The organism is Streptomyces hamibioticus (assembly GCF_047946815.1).
GTDB lineage: Bacteria > Actinomycetota > Actinomycetes > Streptomycetales > Streptomycetaceae > Streptomyces.
The window spans coordinates 2383546-2398090 of record NZ_JBKKQY010000001.1; the positions used below are offsets into that span (position 1 = coordinate 2383546).

At 72.2% G+C, this 14545-nt stretch carries 13 protein-coding genes and 1 pseudogene; 7 read left to right on the top strand and 7 right to left on the bottom strand.

The genetic code is table 11. The annotated features are described in order from the left end of the window. Positions 1 to 86 precede the first annotated feature (86 nt). Genes ACLGIH_RS10530 through ACLGIH_RS10540 form a run of 3 tightly spaced genes read left to right on the top strand, consistent with a single transcriptional unit; the run spans position 87 to position 3395 of the window. On the top strand, positions 87 to 539 hold the full coding sequence (locus ACLGIH_RS10530; protein WP_416524973.1) for an SH3 domain-containing protein: 453 nt from the start codon (positions 87 to 89) through the stop codon (positions 537 to 539). 43 nt (positions 540 to 582) lie between these two features. Next, the gene (locus tag ACLGIH_RS10535; RefSeq protein ID WP_416524974.1) at positions 583 to 1941 is read left to right on the top strand and encodes an FtsW/RodA/SpoVE family cell cycle protein; all 1359 of its coding nucleotides are present in this window, start codon (positions 583 to 585) and stop codon (positions 1939 to 1941) included. After that, a complete protein-coding gene (locus ACLGIH_RS10540) occupies positions 1938 to 3395 on the top strand; it encodes a penicillin-binding transpeptidase domain-containing protein (protein WP_416524975.1) in 1458 nt (485 codons plus the stop codon). The genes ACLGIH_RS10535 and ACLGIH_RS10540 overlap by 4 nt, the downstream gene beginning before the upstream one ends. A 23-nt stretch (positions 3396 to 3418) precedes the next feature. Here the strand turns inward: ACLGIH_RS10540 and ACLGIH_RS10545 are convergent. Further along, positions 3419 to 3595: pseudogene (locus ACLGIH_RS10545) on the bottom strand (Uma2 family endonuclease); the annotation flags it as partial. Between the two features lie 102 nt (positions 3596 to 3697). Further along, complete coding sequence (locus ACLGIH_RS10550; RefSeq protein WP_416524976.1) at positions 3698 to 4810, bottom strand: ferritin-like domain-containing protein; 1113 nt, start codon at positions 4808 to 4810, stop codon at positions 3698 to 3700. A gap of 170 nt (positions 4811 to 4980) precedes the next feature. Here ACLGIH_RS10550 and ACLGIH_RS10555 point away from each other — a divergent pair, with 170 nt between their 5' ends. The 4 genes from ACLGIH_RS10555 (at position 4981) to ACLGIH_RS10570 (ending at position 8372) form a co-directional block, all read left to right on the top strand. Beyond that, positions 4981 to 5919, top strand: a complete 939-nt coding sequence (locus ACLGIH_RS10555) for an AurF N-oxygenase family protein (protein WP_416524977.1) — start codon at positions 4981 to 4983, stop codon at positions 5917 to 5919. 221 nt (positions 5920 to 6140) lie between these two features. Further along, positions 6141 to 6794 (top strand): TetR/AcrR family transcriptional regulator, encoded by a 654-nt coding sequence (locus ACLGIH_RS10560; protein WP_416524978.1) that lies wholly within the window; start codon positions 6141 to 6143, stop codon positions 6792 to 6794. Between the two features lie 11 nt (positions 6795 to 6805). Then, entirely contained in the window at positions 6806 to 7105 is a 300-nt protein-coding gene (locus ACLGIH_RS10565) for a hypothetical protein (protein WP_416524979.1), read from the top strand. A 103-nt stretch (positions 7106 to 7208) separates the two neighbouring features. Next, positions 7209 to 8372: a C40 family peptidase gene (locus ACLGIH_RS10570; RefSeq protein WP_416524980.1), complete on the top strand. Its 1164-nt coding sequence runs from the start codon at positions 7209 to 7211 to the stop codon at positions 8370 to 8372. Here the strand turns inward: ACLGIH_RS10570 and ACLGIH_RS10575 are convergent. The 5 genes from ACLGIH_RS10575 to ACLGIH_RS10595 are packed head-to-tail and all read right to left on the bottom strand — an operon-like array spanning position 8336 to position 14182. Continuing rightward, positions 8336 to 9598 carry a styrene monooxygenase/indole monooxygenase family protein gene (locus ACLGIH_RS10575; protein ID WP_416524981.1) on the bottom strand — a complete coding sequence of 421 codons (1263 nt, stop codon included), beginning with the start codon at positions 9596 to 9598 and terminating at the stop codon, positions 8336 to 8338. The two genes, ACLGIH_RS10570 and ACLGIH_RS10575, sit on opposite strands and share 37 nt — an antisense overlap. A gap of 25 nt (positions 9599 to 9623) precedes the next feature. Next, a complete protein-coding gene (locus ACLGIH_RS10580; protein WP_416524982.1) occupies positions 9624 to 10289 on the bottom strand; it encodes a GTP-binding protein in 666 nt (221 codons plus the stop codon). Next, positions 10270 to 10689 carry a DUF742 domain-containing protein gene (locus ACLGIH_RS10585; protein WP_416524983.1) on the bottom strand — a complete coding sequence of 140 codons (420 nt, stop codon included), beginning with the start codon at positions 10687 to 10689 and terminating at the stop codon, positions 10270 to 10272. Before ACLGIH_RS10585 ends, ACLGIH_RS10580 begins: the two co-directional genes overlap by 20 nt. Beyond that, on the bottom strand, positions 10686 to 11189 hold the full coding sequence (locus tag ACLGIH_RS10590) for a roadblock/LC7 domain-containing protein (RefSeq protein WP_416524984.1): 504 nt from the start codon (positions 11187 to 11189) through the stop codon (positions 10686 to 10688). Before ACLGIH_RS10590 ends, ACLGIH_RS10585 begins: the two co-directional genes overlap by 4 nt. Next, entirely contained in the window at positions 11186 to 14182 is a 2997-nt protein-coding gene (locus ACLGIH_RS10595) for a sensor histidine kinase (RefSeq protein ID WP_416524985.1), read from the bottom strand. Before ACLGIH_RS10595 ends, ACLGIH_RS10590 begins: the two co-directional genes overlap by 4 nt. Positions 14183 to 14545: the final 363 nt, after the last annotated feature.

Sequence of the window (14545 nt, forward strand, 5' to 3'; positions counted from 1 at the left end):
GCAGTGCGACGGGCGTGGGTCCGGGAGCGCTCCTAATGTGGCGATCAGTCACCTTTGACTTCTTCGCCCCCCATGGAGGTAATCCCATGTCCCTGCGCTCCTCCTTCACCCGCCGCGTCGCCATAGCTGCCGCCGCCGGCGCGCTCGCCGGTGCGGCCGCCGTCACCCCGGCCGCCGCGAGCGACGACTGGGGCGACGACCCGGGCGTCAGCAGCTTCGGCGGCGGCGACGGTTCCTTCGGCGCAGGCGGCTTCGGTGGCGGCCGCGGCGGCGACGGGGCCGGCGGCGACGGCCGGCACGACCAGGGGCAGTACAAGGGCGTCGTCACCGCCCGCACCCTCGCCCTGCGCAGCGCGCCGAACCGCGGCTCCCAGGTCATCCGCTACGCCCACCGGGGCGAGGTGGTGCACATCTACTGCAAGACTCCGGGACAGAAGGTGAAGGGCAATCCGCTCTGGTACCTGCTCACGGACGGCACCTGGGCATGGGGCGCCGCCCGTTACATCGACAACATCGGCCCCGCGCCGCGCTGGTGCTGATGCCGAAGACTCACACAACGCACCAATTGGGTAAGTTCCGGACATGACGAAGGCCGGAACCGGATTCACCGTGGCCGCGGCGGACGCCCCCGCCCCCGTGGCCCGCCTGCCCCGGCGCCGTGGCGTCGAGCTGGCCCTGATCGTCGTGGCCGTCCTGCTCTCGGTGTTCGGCTACTGCAACGTGGGCCTGGCCCAGCACGGCACGGTCCCGCCCGGCGCCGCCGGTTACGGCGCCGGGCTCGGCGTGCTGGCGCTGCTCGCGCATCTCGCGGTGCGGCTGCGCGCCCCGTACGCCGATCCCCTGCTGCTGCCGATCGGCGTGCTGCTCAACGGCCTCGGCCTGGTGCTGATCTACCGGCTGGACCTGGAGACGCCCGGCGACCGGGCCGCCCCGACCCAGCTGGTGTGGTCGACGCTGGGCATCGCGCTGTTCATCGGGGTGGTCCTGATCCTGCGCGACCATCGCTTCCTCCAGCGCTACACCTACGTCTGCGTGGTCATCGCGCTGGTCCTGCTCACGCTGCCGATCCTGTTCCCGGCCGTGAACGGCGCCCGCATCTGGATCCGGATCGCCGGGTTCTCCATCCAGCCGGGCGAGTTCGCCAAGGTGCTGCTGGCGGTGTTCTTCGCCGCGTACCTGGCCGCCAACCGCAGCGCGCTGGCGTACGCCGGCCGCCGGGTGTGGCGGCTGCAGCTGCCCACCGGCCGGGTGCTCGGTCCGATCGTCGCCGTGTGGCTGGTCAGCGTCGGTGTCCTGATCCTGGAGCGGGACCTGGGCACCTCGCTGCTGTTCTTCGGCCTGTTCGTGGTCATGCTGTACGTCGCCACCGGCCGCACCGGATGGATCGCCGTCGGCCTGCTGCTGGCCGCCCTGGGCGCGGTCGCCGTGGGCTGGCTGGAGCCGCACGTGCACTCCCGGGTGGAGGACTGGCTGCACCCGTTCGCGACGATCGAGGCGGGCCGGGGCCCGAACCAGCTGGCCCAGTCGCTGTTCGCGTTCGCGGCGGGCGGCATGACCGGCACCGGACTCGGTCTCGGCCACTCGGTCCTCATCGGCTTCGCCACCAAGTCGGACTTCATCCTGGCCACCGCCGGAGAGGAGCTGGGCTTCGCCGGGCTGACCGCCATCTTCCTGCTGTACGCCCTGCTGGTGGAACGCGGCTACCGGGCGGGCCTCGTGCTGCGCGACCCCTTCGGGCGGCTGCTCGCGGTCGGGCTCGCCTCGATCGTGGCGCTGCAGGTGTTCGTGATCGCGGGCGGGGTGACCGGCCTGATCCCGCTGACCGGCATGGCGATGCCGTTCCTGGCGCAGGGCGGCTCCTCGGTGGTCACCAACTGGGCGATCGTGGCCCTGCTGATCCGGGTCAGCGACTCGGCGCGCAGACAGGCGACGGCCTCGTGACCCGGAACATCCGGCACGCCGGGCTCTTCTCCCTGCTGCTGCTCGTCGCGCTGATCGTGAACGCCGCACGCGTGCAGCTGGTCCGCGCCCCCGAGTACGACGCCAACCCCGCCAACCGGCGTCCGGACATCGCCCGTTACCAGCAGCCGCGCGGCGACATCCTGGTCGGCGGAGAGCCGGTCACCGGTTCCCGGGACACCGGGGAGCATCTGCGTTTCGAACGGACGTACCAGGACGGGCCGATGTACGCGCCGATCACCGGCTTCGCCTCGCAGGAGTACGGGACGACGCTGCTGGAGCACATCGAGGACGGGGTGCTGTCCGGCTCCGACCCGATGCTCGCGCCGCTGCCGCTGTGGAACGACGTCACGCGCGCCCGCAACCCCGGCGGCGACGTGGTGACCACGATCGACCCGGCGGCGCAGCGGGCGGCCTACGAGGGGCTGGGCCGGCGCAAGGGCGCGGTGGCCGCGGTCGAGCCGTCGACCGGGCGGATCCTGGCGCTGGTGTCCACACCGTCGTACGACCCCGGGGAGCTGTCCGGGAACGGCACGGCCGCCAACCGGATCTGGCAGCAGCTGAACGAGGACCCGGACAAGCCGATGCTCAACCGGGCGGTACGGCGGGCCTATCCGCCGGGGTCGACGTTCAAGGTGGTCACCGCCGCGGCGGCGCTGGACTCGGGAGTGGTCCGGGACGTGGACGCGCGGACCGACTCCCCCGATCCGTACCCGCTGCCCGGCACCCGGACGCGGCTGACCAACGCCTCCGACGGGTGCGAGGACGCCTCGCTGCGGGAGGCGTTCGAGTGGTCCTGCAACACGGTGTTCGCCAAGCTCGGCGTGGACGTGGGGGTCGAGGACATGGCGGCCACGGCGCGGGCGTTCGGTTTCAACGACGGCGGTCTGCGCATCCCGTTCGCGGTGTCCCGCTCCACCTTCGACACCTCGGTGGACAAGGCGCAGCTCGCGCTGTCCTCGATCGGGCAGTACAACACGCGGGCCACCCCGCTGCAGATGGCGATGGTCGCGGCGGCCGTGGCGGGCGGGGGGCAGGTGCGGACGCCGTACCTGGTGGAGCGGACCACCCGGGCGGGCGGCAGCACGGTGGCGGCGGCCGGGTCCCGGCCCGTGCGGCAGGCGATGCTCCCGTCGACGGCGGCCCGGCTGAAGGAGCTGATGACGGACGTGGTCTCCAACGGCACCGGCGCGAAGGCCGCGATCCCCGGCGCCGTGGTCGGCGGCAAGACCGGCACGGCCCAGCACGGCGTGGGCAACTCCGGGATGCCGTACGCCTGGTTCGTCTCCTGGGCGCAGAGCAGGGGGGAGCCGATGCCCGAGGTGGCGGTCGCGGTGGTGGTGGAGGACGCGGCGGCCGACCGGGCGGACATCACCGGCGGCGGGCTGGCGGCGCCGGTCGCGCGAGGGGTGATGGAGGCGGTGCTCGGCCGGTGAGACGTGGCCGGACGGCGGCCGGGTCAGCGGCGGCGGTCGATGGCGGTGAGGTCGATGTCGACCGGGAAGGGGACGGTGAGCTTGAGGCGGTTGTGGAAGATGCCGGTCAGGGCGTAGACCTGGGTGGCGGGGTCGAGTTCATAGACGTAGACGACCGGAAGGCCCTCGTTCTCCTCGACGCGCCAGTCGTCGTCCAGCCCGTACTCGCGTGCGGCGCTCATGATCGCTCCCATGTGCCGGAGTCTGCCTGGCACGGTCAGCGCACCCGGGTGAATATGCCGGTTCGCCCGACGACCGGGTGATCAGTCCGCTTCGCGTCGACCCGCCTCGATCGCCTGCGTCACCTCCGCCACCCGCTCCTTCTCCTCCGCCGCGAAGCGCTCGGCGTCCAGCTTTTCGGCGATCTCCTCGTCCTGGGTCATCAGCAGGTCCAGGCTGGAGTCGCCGAGGTCGAAGACGCCCATGTCGACGTAGGCCTTCTGGAGCCGCTCGCCCCACAGGCCGATGTCCTTGACGCAGGGGACGATGCGGCTGAAGAGCAGCTTGCGGAACAGGGCGAGGTACTGGGAGCGCTGGGTGATCTGCTCCGCCTCGGCGCGCGGGATGCCGAAGTTCTCCATGACCTCGACCCCGCGCAGCCGGTCGCGCATGAGGTAGCAGCCCTCGATGACGAACTCCTCGCGTTCGCGCAGTTCGGCGTCGGAGAGCTGCTTGTAGTAGTCCCTGAGCGCCATCCGGCCGAAGGCGACGTGCCGGGCCTCGTCCTGCATGACGTACGCCAGGATCTGCTTCGGCAACGGCTTCTTCGTCGTGTCCCTGATCATGCCGAAGGCCGCCAGGGCGAGGCCCTCGATCAGCACCTGCATGCCGAGGTAGGGCATGTCCCAGCGGCTGTCCCGGAGGGTGTCCCCCAGCAGTGACTGGAGGTTGTCGTTGACCGGGTACAGCAGGCCGATCTTCTCGTGCAGGAAGCGGCCGTAGATCTCGGCGTGCCGGGCCTCGTCCATCACCTGGGTCGCCGAGTAGAACTTGGCGTCCAGGTCGGGGGCGGACTCCACGATCCGGGCCGCGCACACCATCGCGCCCTGTTCGCCGTGCAGGAACTGGCTGAACTGCCAGGAGGCGTAGTGCCGGCGCAGCTCGCCCTTGTCCTTGTCGGTGAGCTTGTCCCAGTACTTGGTGCCGTAGAGGGACATCGCCTCCTCCGGCGTGCCGAGCGGGTCGTGCGGGTCGACCTCGATGTCCCAGTCGATGCGCGTCTGCCCGTCCCACTGCTTGTCCTTGCCCTTCTGGTAGAGGGCGAGCAGACGGTCGCGGCCGGCGTCGTACTCCCAGCTGAAGCGGGCCGCGCCGGAGGCGGGCACCTGCCAGTGGGAATCATCCGGATCCGTGGCGTAGAGGTCAGAGCTCGGCATGTTCCGCAGGCTCACACGGGCCGCACGCGCGGTCAACAAGTCTCGTCCAGGGGATTGACGGGCTTACTGACACGCAGTCTTATAAGACAGGACGAGTGACTCGCGGGTAACACGACGCGGTCGACGGACGCATGCCCGGACGCAATCCCGTACGACGAGGTGGGACAGCCATGACGACCCTGACGGAAGCCGACGCGCTCGACGGCCTGCGCGACGCGCTCGGCCTGCTCAAGGACCGGGAGCAGGTGGCCGAGCGGCTGCTCGACTCTTCCGCCAAGCACTCCTTCGACCCGGACAAGGAACTGGACTGGGACGCGCCGTTCGAGGACGGCAAGTGGTTCTGGCCGCCGGAGCTGGTGTCGCTGTACGACACCCCGATGTGGAAGCGGATGAGCGAGGAGCAGCGCATCCTGCTCTCCCGGCACGAGGCCGCGGCGCTCGCCTCGCTCGGCATCTGGTTCGAACTGATCCTGATGCAGCTGCTGGTGCGGCACATCTACGACAAGGCGGCGACGAGCGCGCACGTGCGGTACGCGCTGACCGAGATCGAGGACGAGTGCCGGCACTCCAAGATGTTCGCCCGGGTGATCACCCGGGGCGGCACCCCGTGGTACCCCGTCAGCCCGGTCCACCAGCACCTGGGCCGGCTGTTCAAGACCATATCCACCACGCCCGGCTCCTTCACGGCCACGCTGCTGGGCGAGGAGGTGCTGGACTGGATGCAGCGGCTGACCTTCCCCGACGAGCGGGTGCAGCCGCTGATCCGGGGCGTCACGCGCATCCACGTGGTGGAGGAGGCCCGCCATGTGCGGTACGCCCGTGAGGAGCTGCGCCGCCAGATGGTGACCGCCCCGAAGTGGTCGCAGGAGTTCACCCGCGTCACCTCCGGCGAGTTCGCCCGCGTCTTCTCGGTCGCCTTCATCAACCCCGAGGTCTACACGAACGTGGGACTGGACAAGCGGGAGGCCATGGCCCAGGTGAAGGCCAGCGCCCACCGCCGCGAGGTCATGCAGACCGGCGCGAAGCGGCTGACGGACTTCCTGGACGACATCGGGGTGCTGCGGGGCGTCGGACGCAAGCTGTGGAGGTCGTCGGGCCTGCTGGCGTAGCCGAGGGCCGTCCCGGTTGCCGGCCATGCCCGTGACCGCGGACGACGCCGGTGGCCGGCCATGCCCGGGACCGCCGTCGACGCCGGTGGCCGGAGACGATCCGGTGACCGCGGACGAGCCCGTCGGCCGCGGTCGGTCGTGGCGGCGAACGGCACTTTTCGGACGCGGCCCCCCAACCCGCCGTACCGAGCCCCGGAAGCGGAGCGGTTACGCTGCGTTTCATGACCCCGCAGGCCCCCACCCCCGCCTACCGACGGCTCAGCGTCGAGGAGCGCCGCAGTCAGCTCCTCGACGCCGCGCTCGCCCTCTTCGCGCACCGGCCACCGGAGGAGGTCTCGCTGGACGACGTGGCGGAGCAGGCGGGTGTCTCGCGGCCCCTGGTGTACCGGTACTTCCCCGGCGGCAAGCAGCAGCTGTACGAGGCCGCCCTGCACTCGGCCGCCGACGAGCTGCAACAGTGCTTCGACGAGCCCCGCCAGGGGCCCCTGCTGGTCCGGCTGACCCGCGCCCTGGACCGCTACCTCACCTTCGTCGACCAGCACGACACCGGCTTCAGCGCCCTGCTGCGCGGCGGCAGCGTCGCCGAGACCTCCCGGACCACGGCCATCGTGGACGACGTGCGCCGGACCGCCGCCGAGCACATCATGAGCCACCTGGAGGTCGCCGACCCCGGCCCCCGGCTGCGCATGACCGTGCGGATGTGGATCACGGCGGTGGAGGCGGCCTCGCTGATCTGGCTGGACGAGGGCAAGCAGCCGCCCGCCGAGGAGCTGCGGGACTGGCTGGTGGAGCAGTTCGTCGCCGTGCTGTCGGTCACGGCCCGGCGCGACCCGCAGACCGAAGCGCTGGTCGAGGTCCTCGCGGCGGATACCTGACACTGGTTGCCGTGAAGAGCGAGGACACCCCCTTCGAGGGCGGGCCGATGGACGGCCGGGTACTGCCCGTGCTGGTCGGCATGACCGGCCACCCGCCCAAGACCTACCGCATCCCCGTCCCCGACCCGGCCGGCGGGCCGCCCACGGTGCTCGTCTACCGGCGGGTGCCCCGCGACCCGCGCCGGGCGGTCGGGCTCGCCCGCTGGAAGTACCGGTACGACCCCGAGGGCGCCGCCCGCGCCCGGCTGCGCTGGCCCTGGTCGAAGCCAGACGCCACGCCGGGCGGCAAGCCGGACGACGCCGACGGGTGACCCCGTTGCGCCGAACCGCGCACACCCGGCGCGCGGAACCGGAGCACACGTCTGATGCTCGCCGTGCGGGGCGGACGAGCCGCCCCGCGCCGGAGGTGATGACGTGTCAGGAAGGCTTCTACGTCTGGTCTGTACGGCCGCGGTGGCGGCCGGGATCGTCCTCGCGCCCCAGCCCGCCGGGGCCGACCCCGCCACCGGCCCCGGAACCGGCGAGCGGTCCGTAGCCGATCTGCTGACGGACCTTCAGCGGCTGTACCGGGAGACCGAGAAGGCCACCGAGGCCTACAACTCCACCGAGGAGAAGCTGAAGAAGCAGCGCGCCGAGACCGAGCGGCTCGACGCCGAGCTGGCCCGGGCCCGGTTGTCCCTGCACGACGGCCGCCGGGCCGCGGGGCGGCTGGCCCGGCAGCAGTACCAGAGCCGCAGCGACCTCTCCCCCTACCTGCGGCTGCTGCTGGCCCGCGACCCGCAGCGCGCCCTCGACCAGGGCCATGTGATCGGCCGGCTGGCGCGCGAGCGGGCCGAGACGGTGGGCCGGCTGGCCGGCAGCGAGAAGAAGGCCGAGGAGCTGGCCCGCAAGGCCCGCAAGGCGCTGGACGACCAACTCGCGCTGGCCGAGCGCCACAAGAAGGAACGGGACGACGTCCGCGAGCGGCTGCGGGACGTCGAGGAACTGCTCGCCTCGCTCAGCCCCGAGCAGCTGGCCGCCGTCGCCGCGCTGGAGAAGGACGGGATCGCCGAGGCCCAGGAACGGTTCATGGCCTCCGGCGCGCTCGGCGAGGACGACGCCAAGCCCTCCGCCGAGGGCGGCCGGGCGGTGCGCCACGCCGTGCGGCAGATCGGCAAGCCCTACGAGTGGGGCGCCGAGGGACCCGAGGCCTACGACTGCTCGGGGCTGACCTCCGAGGCCTGGGGGCACGCCGGGACACCGATCCCGCGCACCAGCCAGGAGCAGTGGGCCCGGCTGGAGCGGGTGCCGCTGGACCGGCTGCGCCCCGGCGACCTGGTGGTCTACTTCCCCGAGGCCACCCATGTGGCGATGTACCTCGGCGACGGCATGGTCGTGCAGGCGCCCCGCCCCGGCGCCGAGGTGAAGGTGTCGCCGATCGCGGCCAACCCGGTCCTCGGCGCCGTACGGCCCGACCCCGGCGGGGAGCCCGTGGCCCACTACACGCCGCCGAGGCTCCCCGAGGGGGCGACGGACGGATCCGACGAGGGGTACGGCTCGGCCTACGCGCCCGACGCGCCCGAGACCTCCATCAGGTAGGCCTCGGTCCTGGCCGGGTCGTAGAAGAAGTTCTCGAAGTCGGCCGGGTCGTTGAAGCCGTTGGCGAACCGGTCGGCGACCGGCTGGAGCTGTCCGGCGGCGCCGATCAGGTTCAGCACGTGCTCCGGCGGCGGGGCCAGCATGGTGTTCGTCCACTTGGTGACGTGCTGGGCCGTCTCCCAGTAGCGGTCGAAGGTCCGCTGCATCCACTCCTCGTCGAACGGCTTGTCGCCGTGCTCCAGGATCGAGGCGAGGTAGGAGGCCGCGCACTTGGCGGCGGAGTTGGAGCCCTGCCCGGTGATCGGGTCGTTGGCCACGACCACGTCGGCGACGCCGAGCACCAGGCCGCCGCCCGGGAGGCGGCCGATGGGGTTGCGGACGGTGGGGGCGTAGCGGCCGGCGAGGGTGCCGCCGGCGTCGGTCAGCTCGACCTTGGTGGCCCGCGCGTACTCCCAGGGGAGGAACTTCTCCATGAGTTCCAGGGTCAGGGAGAGGTGCTCCGCCGGGTCCTTGACGTCCTTGAAGACGTCCAGCGGGCCGCCGGGTATGCCCTCCCAGAACAGGATGTCGGCACGGCCCGAGGTGGTGAGGGTCGGCATGATGAACATCTCGCCGACGCCCGGGACCAGGTTGCAGCGGACCGCTTCGGTGTCCGGGTGCTCCGGGCGCGGACCGAGCCCGTGCACGTAGGCGACGGCGAGGGCGCGCTGCGGCTCGCTGTACGGGGACCGCTCCGGGTCGCGGGCGAACATCTGCACCAGCTCGCCCTTGCCCGCCGAGACGAGGACGAGGTCGTACGTGCGGGAGAAGTAGTCGAGGTCGCCGACCGCGGCTCCGTGGATGACCAGCTGGCCGCCGCGCTGGGCGAAGGTCTCCATCCAGCCGGCCATCTTCACCCGCTGGTCGACGGACTGCGCGTACCCGTCGAGGCTGCCCAGCCAGTCGATCGCCCGCTGGGTCGGGCCCGGGTCGTGCGAGCCGGGAGCGGCGACCGAGACACCGAGCCCCTCGATCTTCGGGGCCTGGGACTCCCAGAAGTTGAGCTGGAGGTCGCGCTCGTGCTGGAGGGCGGTGTGGAACATGCACTGCGTCGACATGACCCGGCCCGTGCGGATCTCGTCCGCGGTCCGGTTGGACATCAGGGTGACCTCGTACCCCTGCGACTGGAGGCCGAGGGCGAGCTGGAGACCGGACTGGCCGGCTCCGACGACGAGTATCTTCCGCATGCGGGTGCTGACTCCTAGGTCGGGTCTACTCAGGTGTTTCGTCGAGCGCGTGGCCGACGAGAGCCAGGAGGGTCTCGATCACGGAGATCCGGCGGCGCGCGTCCATGATCATTACAGGTATGTGCTTCGGGATCGTCAACGCCTCCCGCACGTCCTCCGGCTCGTACAGCTCGCTGCCGTCGAAGTGGTTCACCGCCACGACGTACGGCAGTCCGCAGCTCTCGAAGTAGTCCAGGGCCGGGAAGCAGTCCTTCAGCCGGCGGGTGTCGGCCATGACGACGGCGCCGATCGCGCCGCGCACCAGGTCGTCCCACATGAACCAGAACCGCTGCTGGCCCGGCGTGCCGAACAGGTAGAGCACCAGGTCGTCGTCGAGCGTGATGCGGCCGAAGTCCATGGCCACGGTGGTGGTGAGCTTGCCCGGCGTGGCGGTGAGGTCGTCGGTCTCCTCACTGGCCTCGGTCATCAGCGCCTCGGTCTGCAGAGGCGTGATCTCCGAGACGGAGGTGACCAGCGTGGTCTTGCCGACACCGAAGCCGCCCGCCACCACGATCTTCGTCGCGATCGGGGCGCGGGTGCGGTCCGCCTGCCAGGGCTGTGACGGCTCGTCGGGCTCGACGAACGGGGATCCGCCGTGGGAGGCGGCGTAGGAGGCGGCGTAGGAGGCGGCGTCAGAGACGACGGAGTCCACTCAGCACCCTTTCCAGCAGAGCGCGGTCCGGACGGCCCGTGCCATGGCCGGTTCCGGTTCCGTATACACGGATCTTTCCCTGGTCCGCGAGGTCGCTGAGGAGCACCCGGACCACGCCGAGCGGCATCTTCAGCAGCGCGGCGATCTCGGCCACCGTACGCATCCGGCGGCACAGCTCGACGATGGCCCGCATCTCCGGCATCACCCGGCTCAGCGGTGCACTCGTCAGTTCCCTGCGCTCCTCGGCGGCCTCGATCGCGGTCGTCGCCGCCACGAACGTCTCCACCAGGAGCACATGGCCGAAGCGGGTCCGGCCGCCGGTGAGCGAGTACGGGCGCACCCGGGCGGGTTTGCGCTCCGCACCGCGCACCGGAAGGGTCTTCCTGGAACTACTGCTCATCGGGCACTCCCCGTCGGCTGGGACTCCAGTGACCTACGGAGCTCGCTGCGGAGTTCCGGGGTCAGCACATGGCCGGCCCGGCCCACGAACAGCGCCATGTGGTACGCCACGACGCTCATGTCGCAGTCCGCGGAGCCGTGCACGCCGAGCAGCGAGCCATCGCTGATCGACATCACGAACAGGCTGCCCTCGTCCATCGCGACCATGGTGTGCTTCACGGCGCCGGAGTCCATGAGCTTGGCGGCGCCGATGGTCAGGCTGCCGATGCCGGAGACGATGGTGGCGAGGTCGGCGGCGGAGCCGCGCGGGCCGGTAGGCCGCTCTCCCTGCGCCCGGCGGGCGGCGTCGGTGCTCCCCGGGTCCGAGCTGAGCAGCAGCAGGCCGTCGGAGGAGACCACCGCGACCGAGAGGATGCCGGGCACCTCCTCGACGAGGTTGGTCAGCAGCCAGTGCAGATTGCGGGCTTCACTGCTCAGTCCGAAGGTACTGGGCGCGGTCAACTGCTTGCCTCCTCGACAGTGCCCCCCGTGGCTTCTTCGGTTGTGCCTGTGGTCGTACCGGTCGTCGTACCGGTCGCCGTGCCGGTCGACGTGCCTGCCGCGGCGTCCGGCGTGCGGTGCTCGGCCGTGCGTTCGGCGATCTCCGCCTCGACGTCCCGCCGGACGGCCTCCGCCCCCCGGTGGAAGCCGCCCAGGCGGCGGCGCAGTGCCTCGGCGTCGACGGACCCCGTGCGGGCGCGGGGCACCGCCGAGGGCGTGCTGATCTTCGGTGTGCGCTTGGGCAGCCCCTTGTCGGTGACCAGCTCCTCGGGTTCGTCGGGCACGCGGGCGTGCGCGGGCTCGGTCTCGGGCTCGGGCTCGGGCCGGGGCTCGGGCTCGGGCCGGGGCTCGGGCTCGGCGCCGGTGGCGGTTTCCGGGCCGGTTTCCGGTCCGGTCTCGGGTCCGGCTTGCGACTCGGGCGACCGGGCCTGGGCCGGGATGAGCAGCTCCATGGTGGTCTCGGAGGGGCTCTCCGGCTTCGGCTCCGGCTTGGGCTCGGGTTCGAGCCCGGGTTCGGGCTTCTCAGCCGCCGGCCGCGAAGGTGCACCGGCCTCGGTGGCGGGAAACTCGGTGGCGGTGGCTTCGCCGGCGTGGGCCTCGGTGGTGGAGGCCTCGACGGCAGGAGTGCCGGCGGCAGGGGATTCGACGGCAGGGGCGTCGGTGGCGCGTTGCTCCGCCGCCTCCGACCGCCGTACCGCACGCTCCGCCAGCGACACCAGGGGATCGTCCCCGGTCGACCGCCCGTGCAGGACGTTGGAGTTGGCCTCGGCGTCGGCGCCCGGCAGGGAGAAGGTCCCGGTGCCTTCGGACATCGGCGCCGACGGGGCGACGGCGGCCGGTGGCGCCGCGGCGAGCAGCGTCTTCGGAAGCACCACGACGGCGGCGATCCCGCCCTGCTTCTGCTCGCGCAGCTGCACGCGCGCGCCGTGCCGGTGGGCGAGCCGGGCCACGACGTACAGGCCGAGCCCGAGCCCGTCCTCGCCCTCCTGGTCGTACGGTGCCTCCGGGTCGACGTCGGCGAGCCGGGCGTTGAGCCGCTCCAGCCGCTCGCCCGCCATGCCGATGCCCTCGTCCTGGACGGAGAGCATGACCTCGCCGTTCTCCAGCAGCCAGCCGGAGACCTCGACGGGCAGGTCGGGCGGGGAGAAGGAGGTGGCGTTCTCCATCAGCTCGGCCAGCAGGTGGGAGAGGTCGTCGGCGGCGAAGCCGGCGATGTGCGCGTGCGGCGGCAGGGCGGCGATGCGCACACGCTCGTACCGCTCGATCTCGCTGACCGCCGCGCGCACGACGTCGACCAGCGGCACCGGTCCGGCGCTGTGCTGGACGTGCTCGGTGCCGGCGAGGACCAGGAGGTTCTCGCTGTGCCGGCGCATGACGGTGGCGAAGTGGTCGAGCTTGAACAGGGTGGACAGGCGGTCCGGGTCCTGCTCGCGCTCCTCCAGGCTCTCGATCACGGCGAGCTGACGCTCCACCAGGCCGAGGGTGCGCAGCGCGAGGTTGACGAAGGTGCCGCCGATGCTCTTGCGCAGCACCTTCAGCTGGGCGGCGGACTCGGCGAGTTCGTCGCGCAGTTCCTCGCGGGCGTCGGCCATCTTCTGCCGCTGGGCGACCAGGTGCTTGCGGTCGGCCTCCAGCGTGGTGACGCGCTCGGCCAGGGCGACGGCCTGCGCGTGCAGGGCGTTGACGGAACGCACGGCCTCGGCGAACTCGTCGTTGCGGCCGGTGAAGGAGACGGGCTCCTCCGCCGCCGGGTTCTCCGCCCGGGCCAGCCGGGCCGAGCCCCGGCGCAGCACCGACAGGGGGCGGGTGAGGGTGCGGGCCATGGCGGTGGCGATGCCGACGGCGAGCAGCATCAGGGCGCCGAGGACGGCGACGCGGATCTCCAGCGCGGTGACGTCGTCGTCGCGCAGCTGCTCCAGCGTCCCGGTGCGGCGCTCGTAGAGGGCGGACTCCGCGCCGCGCATGGCCTCGATGCGGGCGGAGAGCGCGGCGTCCAGCCTCTTGACGCTGGTCTCCAGGTCGTCGTCGGAGAGGGTGGGCTGGTCGGTGAGGCCGGCGAGGTACTTCTCGGCGGAATTGACCTCCGGTCCGGTGACCGTCGCGTCGTAGCTCTCCCGTGCCGGCTCGGGAGCGGTGTCGCGGAAGCCGGCGAGGGCGGCGTCGGAGCGCACGCGGGCCTGCTGCGCCGCGGCGGCGAGGGCGTCGCGCTGCTCGGCGTCGGCGTCCGAGGAGGTGCCGGCCTCGGTCGGCAGGCCGGTGATCGGGTCGATGACGGTCTGCGTGGTGCGCGGCACGTTGAGCGCCGCGAGCAGCAGACCGCGGGTGGCCGCCGCCTGCTGGACGGCGGTGTCCAGCTCGGCGAGGGCGTGGGCGCCGGAGCCCGCCCGGGGCGGCATCCGTTCGGCCAGCCGCTCGGCGAGAGCGTGGAGTTCGGCGATGGTCTCGGAGTACGCCTGGTGCGCCTCCAGCGCGGTGCTCTTGCCGGTCAGCGCGGCGCGGCGCAGGGCGGCGATCGCGTCGAGGTCCTCGCGCAGGGCAGGGGGCGTGTCCGTGTCGGCGCGCAGCTCCTCGACCTGCCGGTCCACGCGGGCGCTGCGCTGCTCCGAGGGCGCCTTGGACTCGGGGCGGCCGGCGGCGATGTAGGGGGTGACCTCGTCGCGCTCGTCGGCCAGGGAGTGCGCGAGCGTCAGCGCGCCCTGGGTCTGCTCGGCCAGCGTGACCAGGTCCTGGGAGTCGTGCAGTTGTTCCGAGGCGGCGATCACCGAGGGTGCGCCGGCCCCGGCGATGGCGGCGGCCACGACCGCGACGGCGACGATGAGGCGGTTGCGCACATGCGTCGGGCGGCCCCTGCCGACGGGAGTGCCGGGGGCTTCGGGGGTGCCGGGAGCGCCCCCCGCGGGAGCCTTCTGCTTGCCTGTGCGACGAGGCCGCGTCTTCTGCACCGGTGCTCGCATTCCTGAACTCGTGTACCCGTGGGCCCGGGTGCCGCTCCGTCAACCGACCGGCTGCGTACACCCTCCCCCAAGCTCTCGGCAGGAGCGGGGCGGCCCCCCACCGGTCCCCGACCCTCCCAGTGCCGGTGGGCAGTGCACACGCATCGCCTGACCCGCCACTCGAAGGAGTGAACATCGGACGGGAGTTGGGGAGCAAGTTCCCCTGGCGCACGCGGCGGGCCCCGGCGGCGTGCCGGTTGGACGTCTGCGGCGGGCGGTGGCAGTATTTGCCGCCGCGCGTTCCCGGAGTGCAGCATTCCACCCCAAATCCGGCGGCTGACCTGCACGGCTGCGAGGATCACGCGATGGTTGCCGACCTTTTGC